This window comes from Succinivibrio dextrinosolvens DSM 3072 (assembly GCF_900167015.1).
Classification (GTDB): domain Bacteria; phylum Pseudomonadota; class Gammaproteobacteria; order Enterobacterales; family Succinivibrionaceae; genus Succinivibrio; species Succinivibrio dextrinosolvens.
Genome location: NZ_FUXX01000016.1, coordinates 16,214 through 36,056 on the forward strand (window position 1 = coordinate 16,214; position 19,843 = coordinate 36,056).

The 19,843-nt window shown below is 36.5% G+C and carries 20 protein-coding genes and 1 tRNA gene; 6 read left to right on the forward strand and 15 right to left on the reverse strand.

Annotated features, from left to right (window positions below):
• Positions 1-7: 7 nt before the first annotated feature.
• Positions 8-1,027 (reverse strand): FlgO family outer membrane protein, encoded by a 1,020-nt coding sequence (locus tag B5D46_RS05795; protein ID WP_143675610.1) that lies wholly within the window; start codon positions 1,025-1,027, stop codon positions 8-10.
• A 148-nt stretch (positions 1,028-1,175) separates the two neighbouring features.
• Here B5D46_RS05795 and B5D46_RS05800 point away from each other — a divergent pair, with 148 nt between their 5' ends.
• On the forward strand, positions 1,176-2,333 hold the full coding sequence (locus B5D46_RS05800; RefSeq protein WP_159443030.1) for a flagella assembly protein FlgT middle domain-containing protein: 1,158 nt from the start codon (positions 1,176-1,178) through the stop codon (positions 2,331-2,333).
• Positions 2,334-2,369: 36 nt separating this feature from the next.
• Here B5D46_RS05800 and B5D46_RS05805 read toward each other — a convergent pair whose 3' ends face one another.
• Positions 2,370-2,558: a hypothetical protein gene (locus tag B5D46_RS05805; RefSeq protein ID WP_078928652.1), complete on the reverse strand. Its 189-nt coding sequence runs from the start codon at positions 2,556-2,558 to the stop codon at positions 2,370-2,372.
• Between the two features lie 84 nt (positions 2,559-2,642).
• Here B5D46_RS05805 and B5D46_RS05810 point away from each other — a divergent pair.
• A tRNA-Arg gene (locus tag B5D46_RS05810) sits at positions 2,643-2,719 on the forward strand.
• Positions 2,720-2,723: 4 nt separating this feature from the next.
• On the opposite strand, the gene B5D46_RS05815 is transcribed toward B5D46_RS05810, so the two are convergent.
• From B5D46_RS05815 to purL, 4 genes are all read right to left on the reverse strand, one after another.
• Complete coding sequence (locus B5D46_RS05815; RefSeq protein WP_078928653.1) at positions 2,724-3,485, reverse strand: IclR family transcriptional regulator; 762 nt, start codon at positions 3,483-3,485, stop codon at positions 2,724-2,726.
• A gap of 75 nt (positions 3,486-3,560) precedes the next feature.
• Entirely contained in the window at positions 3,561-4,985 is a 1,425-nt protein-coding gene (locus B5D46_RS05820; protein WP_078928654.1) for a sigma-54-dependent transcriptional regulator, read from the reverse strand.
• A gap of 15 nt (positions 4,986-5,000) precedes the next feature.
• Positions 5,001-6,026, reverse strand: a complete 1,026-nt coding sequence (locus B5D46_RS05825; protein WP_078928655.1) for a sensor histidine kinase — start codon at positions 6,024-6,026, stop codon at positions 5,001-5,003.
• A 205-nt stretch (positions 6,027-6,231) separates the two neighbouring features.
• On the reverse strand, positions 6,232-10,125 hold the full coding sequence (purL, locus tag B5D46_RS05830; protein WP_078928656.1) for a phosphoribosylformylglycinamidine synthase: 3,894 nt from the start codon (positions 10,123-10,125) through the stop codon (positions 6,232-6,234).
• Between the two features lie 276 nt (positions 10,126-10,401).
• Between purL and B5D46_RS12140 the strand changes: the two genes are divergently transcribed.
• The 4 genes from B5D46_RS12140 to B5D46_RS05845 all read left to right on the forward strand — a co-directional run bounded on the left by B5D46_RS12140 (position 10,402) and on the right by B5D46_RS05845 (position 12,072).
• Entirely contained in the window at positions 10,402-10,542 is a 141-nt protein-coding gene (locus tag B5D46_RS12140; RefSeq protein WP_156027234.1) for a hypothetical protein, read from the forward strand.
• Between the two features lie 94 nt (positions 10,543-10,636).
• A complete protein-coding gene (fliS, locus tag B5D46_RS05835; protein WP_051639174.1) occupies positions 10,637-11,104 on the forward strand; it encodes a flagellar export chaperone FliS in 468 nt (155 codons plus the stop codon).
• A gap of 1 nt (position 11,105) precedes the next feature.
• Positions 11,106-11,432: a hypothetical protein gene (locus tag B5D46_RS05840; RefSeq protein ID WP_078928657.1), complete on the forward strand. Its 327-nt coding sequence runs from the start codon at positions 11,106-11,108 to the stop codon at positions 11,430-11,432.
• 31 nt (positions 11,433-11,463) lie between these two features.
• Positions 11,464-12,072, forward strand: a complete 609-nt coding sequence (locus B5D46_RS05845; protein WP_078928658.1) for a hypothetical protein — start codon at positions 11,464-11,466, stop codon at positions 12,070-12,072.
• A gap of 3 nt (positions 12,073-12,075) precedes the next feature.
• Here B5D46_RS05845 and B5D46_RS05850 read toward each other — a convergent pair whose 3' ends face one another.
• The 9 genes from B5D46_RS05850 to B5D46_RS05890 are packed head-to-tail and all read right to left on the reverse strand — an operon-like array spanning position 12,076 to position 19,668.
• The gene (locus B5D46_RS05850; RefSeq protein WP_078928659.1) at positions 12,076-13,152 is read right to left on the reverse strand and encodes a 3-oxoacyl-ACP synthase III family protein; all 1,077 of its coding nucleotides are present in this window, start codon (positions 13,150-13,152) and stop codon (positions 12,076-12,078) included.
• Between the two features lie 5 nt (positions 13,153-13,157).
• The gene (locus B5D46_RS05855; protein WP_200805024.1) at positions 13,158-13,400 is read right to left on the reverse strand and encodes an acyl carrier protein; all 243 of its coding nucleotides are present in this window, start codon (positions 13,398-13,400) and stop codon (positions 13,158-13,160) included.
• Between the two features lie 9 nt (positions 13,401-13,409).
• Entirely contained in the window at positions 13,410-14,888 is a 1,479-nt protein-coding gene (locus tag B5D46_RS05860; RefSeq protein ID WP_078928660.1) for a class I adenylate-forming enzyme family protein, read from the reverse strand.
• A gap of 13 nt (positions 14,889-14,901) precedes the next feature.
• The gene (locus B5D46_RS05865) at positions 14,902-16,299 is read right to left on the reverse strand and encodes an SLC13 family permease (protein WP_078928661.1); all 1,398 of its coding nucleotides are present in this window, start codon (positions 16,297-16,299) and stop codon (positions 14,902-14,904) included.
• Positions 16,300-16,301: 2 nt separating this feature from the next.
• Entirely contained in the window at positions 16,302-17,027 is a 726-nt protein-coding gene (locus tag B5D46_RS05870; RefSeq protein ID WP_078928662.1) for an SDR family oxidoreductase, read from the reverse strand.
• A complete protein-coding gene (locus tag B5D46_RS05875) occupies positions 17,024-17,815 on the reverse strand; it encodes an alpha/beta hydrolase-fold protein (RefSeq protein WP_078928663.1) in 792 nt (263 codons plus the stop codon). Before B5D46_RS05875 ends, B5D46_RS05870 begins: the two co-directional genes overlap by 4 nt.
• 7 nt (positions 17,816-17,822) lie before the next feature.
• Positions 17,823-18,038 carry an acyl carrier protein gene (locus B5D46_RS05880; protein WP_078928664.1) on the reverse strand — a complete coding sequence of 72 codons (216 nt, stop codon included), beginning with the start codon at positions 18,036-18,038 and terminating at the stop codon, positions 17,823-17,825.
• A 14-nt stretch (positions 18,039-18,052) separates the two neighbouring features.
• The gene (locus B5D46_RS05885; RefSeq protein ID WP_078928665.1) at positions 18,053-18,583 is read right to left on the reverse strand and encodes a hypothetical protein; all 531 of its coding nucleotides are present in this window, start codon (positions 18,581-18,583) and stop codon (positions 18,053-18,055) included.
• Positions 18,583-19,668 (reverse strand): 3-oxoacyl-[acyl-carrier-protein] synthase III C-terminal domain-containing protein, encoded by a 1,086-nt coding sequence (locus B5D46_RS05890; protein WP_159443031.1) that lies wholly within the window; start codon positions 19,666-19,668, stop codon positions 18,583-18,585. Before B5D46_RS05890 ends, B5D46_RS05885 begins: the two co-directional genes overlap by 1 nt.
• Between the last annotated feature and the right edge of the window lie 175 nt (positions 19,669-19,843).

Genomic DNA, 19,843 nt, shown 5'->3' on the forward strand with positions numbered 1-19,843 from the left:
TTCTCTCCTAATCGCTCACCCTTGAATAATGACTTTCATCATGAACATCTCTGGTGATTCTGTCCTTATACATATATGACTGGGCTGGATAAACAACTGATGACTTTCCTGATGCACCAAGTGAAGATTTATTCTTTTCGTACATGTAACGCTCATAATTGCCGGTTGAGGTTCCTGGAACTTTCGCTCCCTCAACATAGTATTTAGCATTAAAGTCTTTCTTATCAGACATATAGTAGTTGTTTATAAATTCCTCTTCCTTTCTCTTCTTAACAATTTTTTCCTGTTCTGGAGTTAATGTTGAGTGATAGGAATAGGATGATACTCTTACACTGGTTACAGTATCTGTAACACCGCCTCCATTGGCCACCTTCTTTCCATTTTCATGAAGATAATACTGATATGAAAGAGCTCCATTTATAGAACAGTTTTTCTCGCCTGTTCTATAGCAGTAAGGAAGTCTCTCGTAAGGAATAAATCCGGTTGAAGACCCTACGACGGTTGAATTTGACATATTAATGATACGTCCGACAACAACAATACCTTTTTCATTACGAGTAATTGTTCCTGCCAGAATGTGTCTAACCATAGCCTGGCGGGCTACCTTCTTCCAGTTTCTTGAGAATACAAACTCACCGTCTTTTGTTATTGAAATAGATCCTGTCAGTTTATACTCGAAGACCTGAATACCTCTGCGGTCAAGTTCATGAACAAACATTTCCGCCATTGATCTACCAAGATAACCAGCATTCTCATAAGTATCAGTATCAACAAAAGAGGTTACTGCAACCTTAGGGATTGTCACTTTTTTGACTGGACCATTTCCATTTGCAGAATCAATTGCTTTAAGATCAGCAATCATTGTGGCATATAAAGTATCAGCCATCTCAGAGACTGTTTTGCTGATTTCCATGCCTTTTTGCTCATATACTGGAGGCTGAGGGGAATCTTTGCCACCATGGGCAGGATTTGCCGTACAGCCAGAAATTGCAATCAATGATGCAATACTTAGCATTTTTAAAAACATTCTCTCCATCCTGACCTTCTTTTGTACGTATAATCAATGTATTACTGTTACAGAGAAGATTCGTTACAAAAATAACGATTTCTCAAATCTTGGTCTAAATAATGCAATTTCAATGCCATATGACAAAAATCAATCATCTGGGGTTTTTATGAAATTTTCAAAAATTGCAAAAGTGTCTGTCACTTTATTTTTAGCCTCACTATCGTTTCAGACTAATGCCAGCTGGCAGGTTGCAACAGGTATAGGCCCAAACCGTGAAGATGCCGTAAATGATGCTATTCATAATCTTCTGATGCAGACAGGAGCGGATATAAGATTAGAACAGACATATAAAAGTGGCATTCTAAGCGGAAATTCGTACGGACCAGGATCTGGCAATATAATCAAAAAAATTGTCATACTTGAAAGTCAGAGCACTCTAAACAGAACAACTGTAAAAATAAAGGCTTTTATCGATGACAAAAAAGCAAAAGTTAAGTGCACCGGTTCAACAGTCAACAAATCAATTCTGCCTTTATCCTTTAAATATGCGGATTCTCAGTCTTTCCAGGGAGCTTTAGGTATTGAGGATGTAAACAAGGAACTGGATAAGATGCTCTATGATCAGCTCACGAATTCAGCAACCTTCAATACAAGACCTGTGTTAAGACTTAATGTAATCAATGACAATGGAAAGAATGTACCAAACAAGACTAAACTGGATAATCTCAAGGCAATTTCCACTCAGTATGGAAGTCAGTATATTATTACAGGAACCATCAATTCTCTAAGCAAATCCAAGGTTGGAAATAATGTCATAACCAATATGCTGTTCATTCCAACAAGAACCATTGATTTTGATGTTGAAGTTTTTGATGCCATTAACCAGCAGATAATCTTCCATAAAAACTACTCGGGAGAAACTGATTGGCCTTTTGATTCCAACGAATTCATTGATCTTCGTTCAGACAGATTCAGAGGTTCAGATTATGGACAGAGACTATATGATCTGACATCCAGTGCAGCAAAGGATCTGGTCAGAGAACTGCAGTGTGCTCCTGTTTCTGCACGAGTTATAGATACAAAGGGTGATGATATTATCATCAACATGGGAAGAGATAATGGAATTACAAAGGACATGAAGTTCTCTTTAGCTCAGTCCTCAAATATGATTAGTTCAGTTGGAACTGAATATGAAATACACGAGGATGCAAAGGGATTATACAAAGTTACAGCAGTCTATCCTCATTCGGCAAAACTAAAGCCAGTGGACCTTCAGAACAATACATTGAATGTAGATGTTGACGATATAGTAAATTTAGAGTAGCTCTGTTGCTAATTTATGGTAGATTATTTTCCATGATTAATTTTTCGGAATATTATCTACCATAAATGCTCCTAAGGTATTTCTTGCAAACAGCATAACCAGAGATCTTGATTCTACACGGGAACATAATTCTCTTTCATATGACAAAAGATCTCCATAGGAAAGATTATTGCCTTTGTCATCTATAACAGCTGTATTTGATGAATACCTTTCAAGATCCCACATAAAAGACCAAAACCATTTAAAATTCAAATAAAAAAACATTCTTAAACAAAATATACTGTATAATGTTCAGATGTTTATGATGCTGTCCCTGTAGCTCAGTTGGATAGAGCGTTCGCCTCCTAAGCGAAAGGTCGGCGGTTCAATTCCGCCCAGAGACGCCATAAATCAAAGCATAAGTCCCGATGAAATCGAAATCGAGCTTCTCTTCATTAAATCAATGATTGAAGGCAGTTTTGCAGTTGTAAAATTATTGATTGTGCCAACCACAGATATCGCTCCTATTAAATGATTGTCCAAATCGAAAATCGGCACAGCTATGCATCTGAGTTCTAAACCGACCTCGGCATTATCAAATGCATATCCTCTGTTACGAATCTGGGCAAGCTCCTTACGTAAAGCCTCTGGACTGGTAATTGAGTTAGCTGTAGCAGGAGTATAATCAAGGGTTGTAACAATTCGCTCTCTGAGCATGCTGTCCTGATAAGCCAGAAGACATTTTCCCAAAGCAGAATGCACTAGAGAAACCTCAGCACCTTCACGAGAAAGAATTCTCATACCTGATTTTGAACTGGTGCGTTTTAGGACATAGTAGGCCTTGTCATCGTCCATAATTCCAAAATGAACAGCAAGACAGTCGACAGAAGAAATCAGCTTATCAAGATAAGGAGAAATCATCTCCTTAAGATCAAGAGAGTCAGAAGCGGAATTACCTAAAGATACCAGTTTCATCCACAACTGCACAGTCTTGTCAGAGTTCTGCCTTAACAGGCGAAGTTTAACCATATCATCAACCAAAACGTAAACAGAGCTTCTTGGCAGCCCTGTTATCGAAATAAGCTCTGATATAGTACAGCGATGATGTTTTTGTAGGACCTCAAGAATATTAAGAGCTCTTTCCAGAGCTGGAACTCTAATTTTTGAGGCCATAAAAAAACTCCTTTGATTCTGCTTTAAGAAAAAATACTTTATGCTAGTCCATAATGCTTAAGAAAAGTACTCCAACTAGCCAGGAATAATCATTCCCATTTCTCTCATTTTAGCTATTTTATATCTTAAAGTACGAGGAGAAATGCCTAATTTTTCTGAAACTTCCTGTCTTGAGCCTCTGAACTCAATTAAGGCATCTAAAATAATCTGATATTCCTGCTGCTTTAATTCGCCACCAAGATCCTGAGGAATCTTCTGATTTCTAACTGCATCGTCAGATACACCTGAAGGCTTTTGAACCTGCTGCTCGAGATCAAGAGTAGGAGAAATCCCCTCAATATTTAAAGACTGAGTAAGCAAAGCCTCTTCAAGAGAATTCTCGTCAAGAATGATACAGCCCGCATCGATTTTACCACCTGAGGCAAGAATCAAAGCTCGCTGCATTACATTATCAAGCTCTCTGACGTTTCCTGGCCAGGCATATGATAAAAGTTTTTTCTGAGCATCTTCAGTAAGCTCAGGAATTGAAATAGATGCCTCTGATGCATGCTTTGACAGTACAGATTTTGCAATTGGAATAATATCCAAAGGTCTCTTGGATAAAGGAAGCCATCTTAATGGGAAAACATTTAATCTGTAATACAGATCTTCTCTAAATTTCTTTTCAGCAACCGCCTGCTTTAAATCTCTGTTTGAAGTTGCAATAACTCTGACATCAAGAGAAATAGTTTTTCTTGAACCGAGTCTTTCGACTTCTTTTTCCTGCAGAACTCGTAATAACTTGGCCTGAAGAGATAAATCCATTTCTGTTATCTCATCTAACAGAATAGTTCCTCCCTGAGCCTGTTCAAACTTACCTGGACAAGCCTGAACTGCGCCTGTAAATGCGCCCTTTTCATATCCAAATAAAGTTGATTCAAGCATAGTGTCAGGAATCGCAGCACAGTTAATAGCAACAAATGGGCCTGAAGCACGAGCAGACTTATCGTGAATATATCTAGATAAAACCTCTTTACCAGAACCAGATGGACCGGTAATCATTACTGTTGCATCTGTGGATGCCACCTTAAGAGCAAGTGCTAAAAGCTCAGCTGTACTTGGGTCTGCAAATACAGGCTCACCGCTTACAATCTTGCTCACAGGAACATAGCGAGAAACCTGATTTAATAATACCTCAGGAGCAAATGGCTTTGAAAGGTAATCAATCGCACCATCGCGCATTGCCCTAACTGCACCGTTGATATTCGCATAGGCAGTCATCAGAAGAACAGGAAGCTGTGGGTATTTTTCATGAATGGTATTAAGAAGGGTATGACCATCCATTCCGCCCATCTGGATATCTGAGATAACCATATCTATTCTGTTCTTAGAAAGCACCTCAAGAGCGGCTTCACCACTTGAGGCCTCAAGACAGACATAACCTGTTAGCATTAATGTATCGACGATAGCTTCTCTAAGTTCGCTATCGTCGTCAACAATTAGAATCTGGCTATTACTCATTTAAAAATCCTTAATTCAGGCAACATTATCGGCTGACCTCATACTTTCTGTCGGCTCTAATGTACCTTCGTATTTTGGAATTATCATTGAAAAAACAGTTTCTTTTTCATCTGATAACAGTTGTAGACGTCCCTGATGAACTTTTGCCACAGCAGCAACTACAGCCAAACCAAGACCGGTTCCATTGCTCTTTGTGGTAAAAAATGGCTCAAAAATCTTTCTCTGAACATTCAAAGGAATCATTGGACCATCGTTTTTTACACTGATTACAATATTTTTTTCATCAGCTTCCAGCTTTATATTAACTTTTTTTGCACCTGCTTCAATGGCATTTGTCACTAAATTTGTAATTGCTCCGTTTAATGCAGTTACATTACCCAGAATGATCATTGGACGAGGACCGATATCTGTAGTTAATTCTGCCCCATGCTTTTCAACAAGTGAAACAACACTGCTTGAGACATCTTCTACAATATCAACCGCATCCAGGGACTTAACTGATTGCTCTCCAGATCTTGCATACATAAGAATATCGCTAACCTGTGATTCAAGAGCCTGAAGTCTAGACATAAGCTTCTTCTGGAATATACCTCGTGAAGCAGGAGGCAGTTTTGCGTTACCCAGATTTGCGGCATACAGTATTGCGGCAGAAAGAGGAGTTCTAATCTGATGAGCCAGTGAAGCCGCCATTTTTCCTAGAGAAGATAATCTCTCCATATGATTTAGCTTATCTGTAAGCTCTCTGGTTGCAGTCTGATCTGTCATCTGAACCAGCTGACCATGAGATAAAGGCTTTGTAGAAACCTGCAGTCTTTTACCGTTTTTAGTCGAAATTTCCTGACCATCATCCTGTTGAGGGCGGAAAACTTCACCGATAACCTGATACCATTTTCTGCCGATAAGACTTTCCACGCCCAGCATATCAAGAGCTGACTGGTTAACTTTGCATACTACACCACGCTCGTCCAGTATGATTATTGCTGAAGGCTCTTTCTCAAAAATTTCCTGATACAGTTCTGCATCACTTACGAAATTTGGCATAAAATCTCTCCAAATTACTTTTTGGGAGAATTATTCAAAATTTATGCCATTAGAATTTTATTATTATATATCAATATGATAGTTATACTTATTCAAAGGTATGACAAATTTATGGCGAAGAAAAATGAATAATAAAATGTCGCAATTGATTAACACAACTGCGACACTTTAAATAATTAGATAAAATCAGTCTGTTATATCTGTATTAACCAACAAATACACGGGCATTTCTGAATAATCTTACCCAAGGACTATCCTCGCCCCAGTTATCTGGATGGTAAGAATTTGAAACAGTACGCATTACACGTTCTGGATGAGGCATCAGAATGGTAAAGCGACCGTCAGCATTAGTTACAGAAGTAATACCATTTGGAGAACCATTTGGATTTAGAGGGTATTCCTCAGTAACCTTACCAGCATGGTCAATATAACGAACTGCAACCTGACCTGCAGATTCTAAAGCCTGAAGATGCTTTTCATCTCTGAACTCTGCTCTACCTTCTCCGTGAGATACAACGATAGGAAGACGAGAACCTTCCATACCAGCAAATAGAACAGAATTGGTCTTCTGAATTTCAACTTCAACAAAACGAGCCTCAAATCTTTCTGACAGATTTGTAACAAAACGAGGCCAGTTCTCTGCACCAGGAATCAGTGATGATAATGTTGACATCATCTGACAGCCGTTACATACACCTAAGGCAAAAGTATCCTTTCTGTTGAAGAATCTAGAAAACTCTTCAGCAGCAACAGAGTTGAACAGAATTGATTTAGCCCAGCCTTCACCAGCACCTAAAACGTCACCATATGAGAAGCCACCGCATGCAGCAAAGCCCTTGAAGTCATCAAGTTTAACCTTTCCAGTCAGAATATCTGACATATGGACATCTATACAGTTAAAGCCAGCACGATTGAATGCTGCAGCCATTTCACCATGAGAATTTACGCCCTGTTCGCGCAGAATTGCAATCTTTGGAGCAATGCCCTTGGAAATGTAAGGAGCAGCAACATCTTCGTTAATATCAAAGGTTAATTCAGCAAACAGACCTCTGTCATTTGATTCATCCTTTGCATCAAACTCCTGTTTAGCACATTCAGGATTATCACGAAGAGACTGCATGTGATAGGTTGTTTCTGCCCAGATCTTTCTGAAGTACTGACGTGGCTCATTGATTACATCGTTACCGTCTCTGCTGAATACGATACGATCATCATCTCTTAGAGAACCAATCTCAAAGATGCAGTTAGCAAGACCGTGACCTGAAAGAATATTCATAACAGTTTCTGCTTCTTCAGTCTTAACCTGAATAACAGCACCAATTTCCTCAGAGAACAGTACAGGTAAATCGTCTTCACCTAAATGATCGATTCTTACAGACACACCTGTATGTCCGGCAAATGCCATCTCACATACAGTGGTGAATAGACCGCCATCAGAAATATCGTGATAAGCTAAAAGCAGATTCTTTCTATTCAGGAACTGAATTGCATCAAACAGTCCCTTCAGACGTAGTGGATGATCCAGATCTGGACACTTATCACCGAGCTGACGGTAAACCTGAGCTAAAGCAGAACCTCCAAGACGATTCTGTCTTTCACCTAAGGTTATGTAGATAAGAGTGGTTTCACCCTTGTCGGTACGTAACTGTGGAGTTAAGGTCTTTCTGATATCCTCAACACGGGCAAAAGAGGAAATAATCAGAGACATAGGAGCTGTAACTGATTTAGATTTGCCATCCTCTTCCCAGGTGGTCTTCATTGACATGGAGTCCTTACCTACAGGAACAGTAATTCCCAGCTGAGGACAGATTTCCATACCAACAGCCTTAACAGCACTAAACAGACCAGAATCCTCACCTGGGTGACCATTTGGAGCCATCCAGTTAGCTGAAAGCTTAACACGCTTTAAATCACCGATATCTGCAGCAGCAATATTTGTAATTGCTTCAGCAACAGCAAGACGTGCAGAGGCAGCATGATCAAGCAGAGCTACAGGAGTTCTTTCACCGACAGCACCAGCTTCACCCTGATAAGAATCATATGATGCTGCGGTTACGGCAACATCTGCAACTGGAACCTGCCAAGGACCAACCATCTGATCTCTTGCAACTAAACCTGTAACAGAACGGTCACCAATTGTAATCAGGAAGGTTTTCTCTGCAACAGTTGGTAAACGTAGTACTCTTTCAGCTGCATCTCTAGCTGTTACACCAGAAAGATTTAACTCTGGAGAATTCTGTTTAAGAGTCTTAACGTCCTTGTGCATACGAGGAGGTTTACCTAAAAGAATATCTAAAGGTAAATCAATTGGCTTATTGCCAAAGTATGGATCCTCAAGAACAACTCTTCTCTCCTCTGTAGCCTCGCCGATCACAGCATACTGAGCTCTCTCGCGCTTACAGAAGGATTCAAATAAATCAAACTTTTCAGCAGCAACAGCTAAAACATATCTTTCCTGAGACTCGTTACACCAGATCTGAAGAGGTGACATGCCTGGCTCATCATTTGGGATCTTTCTTAAATCAAAGCGACCGCCAACACCACCATCTGCAACCAGTTCAGGCATAGCATTTGACAAACCGCCTGCACCAACGTCATGAATAAACATGATTGGGTTGTCTTCACCAAGCTCCCAGCATGCATCGATTACTTCCTGACAGCGACGCTGCATCTCAGGATTTCCACGCTGAACAGAAGCGAAATCAAGATCCTCTGATGAAGCGCCTGAATTCATTGAAGATGCAGCTCCACCACCTAAACCGATGTTCATAGCAGGACCGCCTAAAACAATCAGTTTTGCACCAGGATCAATGTGATCCTTGATAATGTGCTCTCTGCGAATGTTACCCCATCCGCCAGCAAGCATGATTGGCTTGTGATAACCGCGAACTTCCTTACCGTTGAAGCTTGTAACTTCTTCTTCATAGGTTCTGAAATAACCGCATAGATTTGGTCGACCAAACTCATTGTTAAAGCTTGCACCTCCTAAAGGACCATCAATCATGATCTGTAGAGCTGAAGCTAAACGATCTGGTTTACCAAAATCATGTTCCCATGGCTGAATAGCACCAGGGATTTTAAGATTTGATACGCTGAAACCACTGATGCCTGCTTTTGGTTTTGAACCAACACCAGTTGCGCCTTCATCACGAATCTCTCCACCTGAACCTGTAGCAGCACCAGGGAAAGGAGAAATCGCAGTTGGGTGATTATGAGTTTCAACCTTCATTAAAATAGGCATATCTTCCTGATGATATGCCCATTCGTGATTTGGATTTGGAAAGAATCTGCCTGCACAAGAGCCTTCCATAACAGCAGCGTTATCCTTATAGGCGGATAACACATAGTCAGGAGTTGACTCATAAGTATTTTTAATCATGCCAAACAGAGATTTATCCTGTTTCTTGCCATCAATTTCCCATTCTGCACTGAATACCTTGTGACGGCAGTGTTCAGAGTTCATCTGAGCAAACATGTAAAGCTCAATATCAGTAGGATCTCTGCCGATGCCTTTGAAACTCTCTAACAGATACTCCATCTCGGGCTCAGATAAGGCCAGACCAAGCTCAACATTGGCAACTCTTAGGGCATTCATTCCCTGAGTTGTCAGAGCAACAGTCTTAAATGGTTTTGGAGTCTGTTTTTCAAATAGATTTGCAGCAGCTTCGAATGAAGGTAATACATTCTCCATCATTCTGTCGTGAATCAGAGCACTGATAACTTTCTTTTCACTTTCATCAAAAGAGCCCTGCTCTTTCTTAATGTAGTAGGCAATACCGCGCTCAATTCTTAGAATCTTGTTTAAACCACAGTTGTGGGCAATATCAGTTGCCTTTGTAGCCCATGGGGAAATTGTGCCAATTCTAGGAATAACAAAGAACAATTCTCCATCAGAATCTGTATCTGATTTTGAAGGACCGTAACTCAAAATCTTCTTTAATACAGAATTTTCCTCATCTGTAAGAGGTTCCTTAATATCAACTAAGTGAACAAAATGAGTATTGATTGAACTTACCTTGATGCCATCTTTTGCTAAAGATTGAATGATTTTTTCAAGTCTAAAGATAGAAACGGCTGGAGAACCTAAAATGATATCCATCAGAATTGTTCCTGTAATGACTATGATGTGAAATGAAATATCTAGCGGAGAATTCCTCCGACTAAAATATTTTATGATTTTACCATATCAAAGCATGTTGTTGGATAGAAGACGAACAACTTCACACTTTTGGAACATGTGTTTCAACACTAATATAAAATTCCATATAAAACAGCCGAATAGCATAAAAAGAACAAGAGGCAGATTGCAGAATACCCAAATTTGCTTGCATTAGGAAAAGGAGGGTGACAAAATGCTCTTTCGGAGGTTTTAATCGTGAAAAAATCAAGTCGTTTACTTCATAACAGTACAGCTCAGAGACGTTCTCGCCTAAGACAGGCTTTTATTAAAAATGCTCGCGCCCGTCGCCAGGCTAGACAGGAAGTATTCTTCATTCAGGAACAGTCTCACTCTTAATCTCGGCACTCTTCTTGCATTAAAACATTACAAAACTTATGGTGGCAAAAACATGCCACCTAGAAATAATATTGTAAAAAGCAAGGAGAGATCTATGTACGGCCGTAATCTAAAAGCCTATCAGAAAACCAACGTCAATGCAGAATTGTCCGTTGCTGATCCCTATTACGTAACCAAGCTGCTTTATCAGGGACTGTTCGAGAGAATTGCACAGGCAAAAGGTGCAATTGAACGAGGAGATCTTGCATTGAAAGCAAAAAAACTATCTACAGCAACAGCAATCTTAGAAAATCTTAGAAGTACTCTGGATTTTTCTCAAAGTCCTTCTATTGCACAAAGTCTTTTTGACATATACTCATACATGATTGATCAGCTGGCAGAAGCTTCTATCCAGATTAAAACAGAGCCTCTGGATAACGCTCTTCGAGCATTCATGCCAATTAAGAAAGCATGGGATGCTATTCCGATTGAGGCTCAGAGAGAAGCTCAGGCAAAAAGATCAGATGAACAACTTAATATTGATTTAAATCATGATGCTAATATAGCAAAAGGATTTATTTAAAATGGAACTGCAAGAAATCATCAAAAAAATAACAGAAACAGAGGCATCAATTTCAAAAGAGCTTGAAAAAGATAATCTGGAGCTTGCCCAGGAGTATTTAAATCGTTCACATGAGCTTTTAAAAGAATTAGTAAAAATAAAAGACTCTCTAACGGATGAGAATCTCAATATGGCAAAGGAGTTTGCATCAGCTTATGCCGAGCATATAAAAGAGCAGGTAAAGATTCTTGCTGTTGAGCAGGCAAAAATCTCTGATGAATTCAAAAAAGTAAGAAAACAGCATCAGGTATCAAATAAATACGCAAAGATCCAGAAAATTCCTTATTAAATTAGTTGTTTTTGAGAAACAATAGACTACGATGCAGATCGAATTCAATAATATAACTACTCTGACTAAAGAAGAACAACTCCAAATTCTCGAATGGCGAAATAGGGACTTCATTCGAGAAAAAATGCTCAACCAGAACATCATTTCCAAAGAAGAGCATCTTGTATATTGTAAAAATTTAACAAAAGACAAATCAAATTTAGTATATCGAGTATCGATTAATAAAATACCTTGTGGTGTCATCAATTATACAAAACTTGACTACACAAATAAGACAGGAGAATTTGGGATTTATGTGTTAGATAAAAGCAGACGCATAGGAATTTGTGTAGGAAGACTTGCTATATATTATTATTTTGAGGTACTCAATTTTTCTGAACTAAGAATTCGAGTTTTATCCAGCAACAAACGAGCCATTCTATACTTTGAGAAGTTATTATTTTTTTCAGCTCCGTATCTTTATAAAAAAGAATTCATTATTAACGGTTCTAGCATTGACATTATTCATTATTCAATGAGTTATAGACATTGGAATAATGTAGTAAAAAATAGATATATGGATACCATTTGTCATAATTCATTCATAGTTGATGAAAAACCAGAAAATATTTATTATCAAAAATCTCCTCTAACCATTTGAAATCTAACCACAAGGATATTCTTGAACAGAACAAAAATCCAGTTTGCCCACGTTACAAATAGCACATCCTGCTGACATACCTGCACCAAAAGCAGCAAAACAGATTTTTTTGTATTCCTTTAACAACGTTTCTGACAAATTGAAGCATAAATTTACAGGAATAGTTGCACTGGAGGAATTACCGAAGTTTTCAACAATATTATCAAAAATAATATCCTGCTTAACACCAATAAGATCTGTTAGTTTATCAACTAAAAATTTATTAGGCTGATGAGTAATGAAATAGTCTATCTGAGTTTTGCTAATACCGGAATAATCACAAGTATCCTCAATAAGTTTTGGAATATTATCCATTACAAAATGAAAAACACGAGTTCCATCCATATGAAGTTCATCGTCCCGAACAAGATTTCCAAATGAATCTTCCTTCAATATTTTTGATTCTTCGGAAGATGGATTCCTCATGCCTCCAGAAGGCACAATCAGAGTATGTAATTCAGAACTATCATGATAAAAATCAAAATAAATACAATCATCTGGATTACTAGTTTTTTTTATAAGTGTAATCCCGGCAGCATCTCCCATAATAGGATAAGTATTTCTGTCTTTGATATTTAAATGACATGTACCAGCACAGGAATTAACAAGAATTACATTCTTAATGTCAGAGGAAGAAATAAAACACGCTGCATTGTATAATCCAGAAATAAAGCCATTACAGTTATCGTATAAATCGACACAATGAGTTAACGTACTCAGCTTCAGTCGATTGTGTAATACCTTTGAATTGCCAGGAACTGGATATTCACACTGCTGACTAACAAAAACTAAAGCATCAATATCTTCCTTTTTAATAATATTATTATCAAATAGACAGTTAACCCCATATTCAGCAAGATCTATTAGAGTTACATCAGCTGGAGCAATTCTATGTTCCCTAAACCCCATTGTCTGAGCAAGTTTTCTTGAAGATCTCTCTGGGAATGGATAATACTTTATCTCGTCCTCAAATTTAGAAACTCTAGAAGGAACAACTGCGCATACAGAGGAAATTGATACTCCTTTTATTGTTGCTTTCATAACAATTACTCCTTAATCTTAGAGTTAACTAAATTTTCAATTGACTGAATCGATGAAAAGTTTTCAGGAATAAAATCCAATCCAGATATTTTTATGTTGAATGATTTCTCAATATCATCAATAATCTGCAATATGTCAAAACTAACCAAAATTCCAGAAGATACAAAATTTCTTGATTCAGTACGAAAATCGATTTCAGGATGAATATCCTCTAATATAGAAAAGAGGATCTCTTTAATATCTTTCATATTTAATACTCATTTCAGTAAATTACGCTGTAAACTTCCCTTATAAGTTCTCGGTATTTTGGAAATAAATTCATAAAACTCTGGAATCTTATACGATTCTAAACGTTCAGACAGAAAACATCTTAATCCCACAAGATCAAACAACTCCTCTTTTACTTGATTTTCAAGTTGAATAAACAGTTTGGGAGTTGTCCCCTTTGTACTATCGTTAACAGGAATACAGGCACAATCTGCAATTCCGTTAAATTTTAAGACTATATTTTCTACATCTTCAGGAGAAAATTTATAGCCACCTACGCTCAGGATATCCCCTTTTCTTCCTAAAAGAACAATATCTCCGTCCTCATCAATATAAGCAATATCGTTTGAATAAACAATTCCGTCACACATTACATCTTTAATTGAAGAAGCATTCTCTCCATAATAGCCAATCATATTAGCTCTGCTCTTGCATGAGAGTAATCCCGGATTATTCTCTGATGAGCTTATTATTCTATGATTGTCATCAACTATCATAATATTAGAATTTTTTGCAGGTTTTCCAATGCTTCTCTGCTTATAATCACGACTAAAATCAGAAATACAGCTTATTCCACTTTCTGTAGAACCATACATATTTAAAAGTTTCGTGTCTGGTAGTATTTTCCTTAGCGTTTCTTTGTCTTTCTCTGAAAGTGGCGCAGATCCAAACTGGATATAACGTAACTGTTTTGAATATTTCCCTAGTTCTCCACCAGACATTTTCAAAATAATAGATAAAGCAGAAGGAACCATATCCATCGAGTTAACATGAAATTGACTCATCTTTTCGAAAAGATTGGTTAAATAGACAACGCTATTCTGCATCACAACAGATGCTCCAATATACATATTTGCATAGTATCGTCTTAGACCATGGGAATGGTTAAAAGGAGATAGAATAAATTCGATATTGTCTGATTTTAATTCTGCCCCATGAATTACGTTTTCTGCTAAGGCAACATTGTTATCATAGGATATGATTATTCCTTTTTCACTACCTGTTGTTCCTGTTGTAAATAGAATCTCACTAACATCATTAGGTTCAGGGTATTTGCTAACTTGTGCCGGTAAAACGTTAAAAACAGAGTTTTCAAAGGAATCGAAATAAAGAATATTAACAAAATTCAATCCCTCCCTTTTTGAATTAAGAATCAAAAAATCTGGACTGACTTTCGAAATAAAATCCTGTATTTTTTCATTTGAGCAATTCGCAGGAATCGGTATAAATACTGCATCTGCAAGTTGTAAAGAAGCCTGTATAGCCAAGTACTTTATTGTCTGGCTAGATTCAACAAGAACCTTGCTTTTTCTTTTAACTCCATATGAGAAAAGACAAGTTATTCCTTTTAATATCAAATCGGCATACTCTTTGTATGTAACAGATCCATAATCATCAACCAGACACAATTTATCTGGATTATCAAATGAATGTTGTATTATTGCTTCTGGAATAGACTTAAACATCATATGCTAACCTTTATCACATAAAACTAATGTAACTCAGCAAACTTAGGGACACTAGCATAATAACAGTGATAGGAATACCTTTTTTCAACATATAAGAAGGTAACATTCCGTATCCTATGGGAATTGCTCTTATTGACGTTGGAAGCATATATGATAGATTTACACCAATTGCAGCTATATAAACATAAGGAATAGAATCTTTACCTAATCCAGAGGTTACCGCTATAACTATAGGAATGGCAACAGCTGCTGTAGCCGTATTACTGGTTATATCAGAAAGTAGAATAGTGAAGACTAATATAGTAGCAACCAGAATAAATGAATTATCACTATTTAAGTCAGACATATAGTTTCCAATTGCATTTGCGGCTCCACTTTGATTAATCATGCAACCAACAGCCAGACCACCGGCAAAAACATATATCAGCTCCCATACAACCTTTTGTTGGGTAACTTTCCAAACAAGAACTCTTGTTCCATTTTTTCTAACAATCAAAAAAGATAGAATCGCGCAAATAATGAATACATATGCAGGTTTAAGACCAGGGAGAAATGAAGCATAAAACTGTCTTGTAAAGGATAATACAGTTGCAACCGCAAACAGAATCAACACCAGTTTTTCTTCAAATGTTGCCTTATTAAGCTTTTTATATTCATTTAAATAGAAATCTTTTGTTCCTCGTAATGTATCAGTTTTTTTACACTGAAATATTAAGTAGATAATATTAGATACAACTAAAAAAAACATTATAGGAAGGAAGTTAATTACCCAATCCAAATACATAAATTCTTCTTTAGTTATATCTTCAATGTACTTTACAGTAACCAAATTCATTGCACCACCTAAAGGAGTAGCTAATCCTCCAACACCTGCTCCATAGACAATAGTAAGAAGAACCAAAGAAGCTTTTTCTGATTTAGCTATGTCTACTTCACCAGCAAATCTAAGCATAGCAACAGCAATTGGGATGATTGAGGCACACACAACTGCATTAGGAAGAATTGAAGATAAACATGCAGACATAAGGAACCAGAGAGAAACCTGAATACGAAGATTCGGCCCCATACAAGATAAGATTAAAGAAGCTATCCTCTTATCAACTCCTGTTACCTCCCATGAAACGGTCATTATAGAAGCGCCCAAAAGAAGAAGAATTGTCTCCGACGAATAATTTGAGATAACAGCATTCATATCTGCAATTTGGAAAATTGCATTTACAGCAATAGGTAAGAAAGCAGTTACAGCAAGATCCACTGGACAGGTTACCCACCATAGGGCCATCCAAATAACCGTGCCAACAGCTCCATTAGCTTCCTTAGAACCAAATACATAAGTAGGAATAAAAAAATAAAATAAAGAAAACAATAGAGGACCTGCAAGAATGTAGCTCCATCTCAGCCTATTATTCATTTTTATATCTTCCCCGCGTTCAAATATATTGCTGTTCCTGTAACCTTAGTTGATTTTTTGTAAAGCATGAATCTTATCTGTTCAACAACATCATCAACTGATAGAATTCCTTGTGGCTGAAATGAATTAATAAAAGATTCATATTGAAATCCATGTGCCTCTTTAATTGTTTGAATCATAGGAGTATCAACCATAACAGGCTGTATAGTATTAATTTCAACATTGCTTTTTATCAAACCTTGAGAAATCGATCTTACAAAACTATCTAGCGCACCTTTTGTTGCAGAGTACATTGATGTTCCAAAAGTTCCTCTAAAAGAGGCAATTGAAGATAATGCTACAACCCTAAACTGACTAGTTTTATCCTTATTACATACAAGTAAACGTAATATTTCTACAAATGAAAAAAAATTCACATTCATAATATTTGAGAAAGCATCATATTTAATCTTCCTAAGAGGAACTTCCATTGATATACCTGCACAGTGAATAAATCCATCAATTTTATCGTTCAAAATCGAAGATATTGAATCTTTAATTGAGGGAACATTACTTAATTCAATTAAGACTGTATCTATTTGAACTTTTCCCATTAAAGACTGTTTTAGTCGCTCTAACTTTTCCTGAGATCTTCCTAAAGCGTAAACATGAACAGACTCTCCCTCAAAAGAACGAATCAAGCTTTCACCTATCCCAGAGGTTGCTCCTGTAATAACATAAGTCTTCATAAAAGAGGTTCCTTTAAAATCGTTGGTAATTCACTGATAAATTTTCGCCAAGTTTTAATATCATGCATTCCATTCTCAATTATCCTTAATGTCGATGGAATTCCCTTGTTTGAAATAATATTAAAAAAATACTCAGTCTGATTTAAACTTAAATAATCATGATCTCCACATATAAAATCAAACTTTGGAAAAAAACTTAGAGAAGATGAGTCTATTATCTCAAGCTGCTTTAGAATATCGGCCGAAAACTTTATTGAATTATCTTCCTCACACGCAGTTTTCATATAAGGAAACAGAATACTAGCTAATATTTTAGTTTCTCTTTGATTTTTTATTCTAAAATCAACAGGTAATCTGTAATCATAAAATCCAGAAAGTAAAAATACCCTATAAAAATAGCTACTCCGTCTAATACTCCAGTTCAATGCACCATAAGCCCCCATTGAGAGTCCAAGACAAATATTATTCTCTCTTAAACTTGATAACGGTAATAAATCTAGCAAGTATGGATACAATTCAAGATCAAGAAAATCAGCGACATTCCTGTTGAAAGAATTCAAGTAAAAGGAATTTGAAAGAGAAGGACAAATCACAACATAGCCGTTATCAACCAAATCCAAAAGATTTAATCTTTCAAAAAACAGATTTCCACCTGAAATGGCACCATGAAGGCACCATATATTTTTAAATGACTGTTTTTTGAAAGACAGAGGCTGAGGTAAAGCTATATTTATTTCAATTGGTTCATTTAGAACAAGAGAATCTAAAGATAGTTGTATTTTGAGCATTATGAGTCTATTTCAAAGCAAGATCAACAAGATCACCTACAGTATTACACTTGCCCAAATCTGCTAAGGAATAATTTTTGCCCTGATTTTTAAGAAAAACAACAAGACTAAATAAAGCCAAAGAATCGATATCATCACATTCAGAAATAACTGTTTCAGAAGTTATTTCATCTATAGGGTCAATAACTTCAATTATTTTTTGTAGCATTTCTTCTTTATTCATAAGAATCTCCTTAATTATCCAATTATTTTAAAACTATATTTTGAAAAAAAAGGATCGTTATCATAATCTTCCGGAAATGAATAAAACTCAAAATAAACAGCCTTATCATCCTCTTTTACAAGATTGCCTTTTAATTTCATTAAGTTATACAAGATTGCCTTTGTATTAAATTTAAGAACATGTGTACGTATAACAATTAAGCCAAAGTGATTGCACAATGAATTTGCACATCTGCTTATAGGATAAGCATATTCATTATGTTCTCGAATTATATAAAAACCACTTTCTGCACTGTGATCACGTTCATTGATATTAACAAAATCAAGTACTGCACAAGGATTGTTATTTACATAAACTAAAAAATATTTTTTATCTTTTTTTTCTTTTAAGCTCTGACAGAATCTGATGTGCGAATCATAAGAAAAACCATCTGAATTATCCATGTTTTCTCTTATATAATCGAGAGTTCTCCACTGATAAACTAACTTTACTTCATTTTCATCTAGCAATCCAAAATTCTTGAAGGTAATTAGTTTTTTTTCCATCAAATCTTTCCTGCAACTTTAGATTTCCAATAATCAATCCACTGAGATCTTGTCTTAAAATCTGCATCTTTTTCAAAATTTTTTATTCCTGAAGAAAATGTATTTTTTAAATCTAAAATTGCGGTAGCCACGACAAGACCATTCCCAAAACCTGAGCATAAATAAGGTTTAGTCTCTAGTTTTGACTCCTCTTTTGATAAAATCTCGGATAAAACAGAAGGAATTGAACACATTGTGTTATTACCGTAGTTTTCAAAAACAGAACAAGGTGCATCTTCAATACTAAATCCAGCAGCACAGGCAACTGTCTGAACAATTTGCTTATTCGCCTGATGAAGACAGCACTTGGCTATGTCAGAGTGTTTATATCCAGAAAAAGATAGAACAGATTTAATCTGCTCAGGAACTTTATTCATTGTGAATTCGAATACAGCATCTCCATCCATATGACCTGCCATAAGACGGGTTAAATAACCTGCTTTTGAAGTGAATTTATCAACAAGAGGGGCATTAAATGGATCATCTGGTGGAAGATTATGATTATATCTTAATCGACAACCACCAGCAGGAGAAATAATTGTGTCAAAACCAGAACTAAAAGTAGATACTCCAAAAAAGGATTCAATTTGTTCTTCTGAGAATTCAATAAAAGTTGCACTTCCGCCATCTCCAAAAATAGGAGCTAAGTTTCGATCCTTTATATTAATTCCAACAGAAGGAGTATCTGCATTTAAAAGAAGAATTCTTTTAATCCCCCCACTCTCAATCATCTGTGAGCACAAAAACAGACCATAAACCCATCCGGCACACCCCTGCAAAACACTTGTGCAGATACAATCTGGAGATAATCCTAATTTATGGTGAATCTCATAAGCATCAACAGGCCCCGGATACGAAAGCTTCTGATGAACGTATATGAGTGCATCTATACTTCCTTTCTCAATTGACTGTTCTTCAAATAAGTTATTAGCCGCCGCAATTGCCAAATCTGAGGGAGTAACATCTTCATCTGCGGTTCTTCTTTTGAAAAAACCTACAATTTTTCTCATTCTATCTATTTTTTTTATGTTATTGTCATAATACATAGCCTCATCATAGATAGATATTTCGTGCTCTGGTACCACAACAGAAATCGCAGAAACCTTAACATGATTAAATTTATAAAAGGACATAAATACACCCTCTGAAACATATTTGTTTTATAAATACAGCAAACTCTGTTTTGCTAAAAAAAAACGAATCATAAAAAGAAAAAAAAAT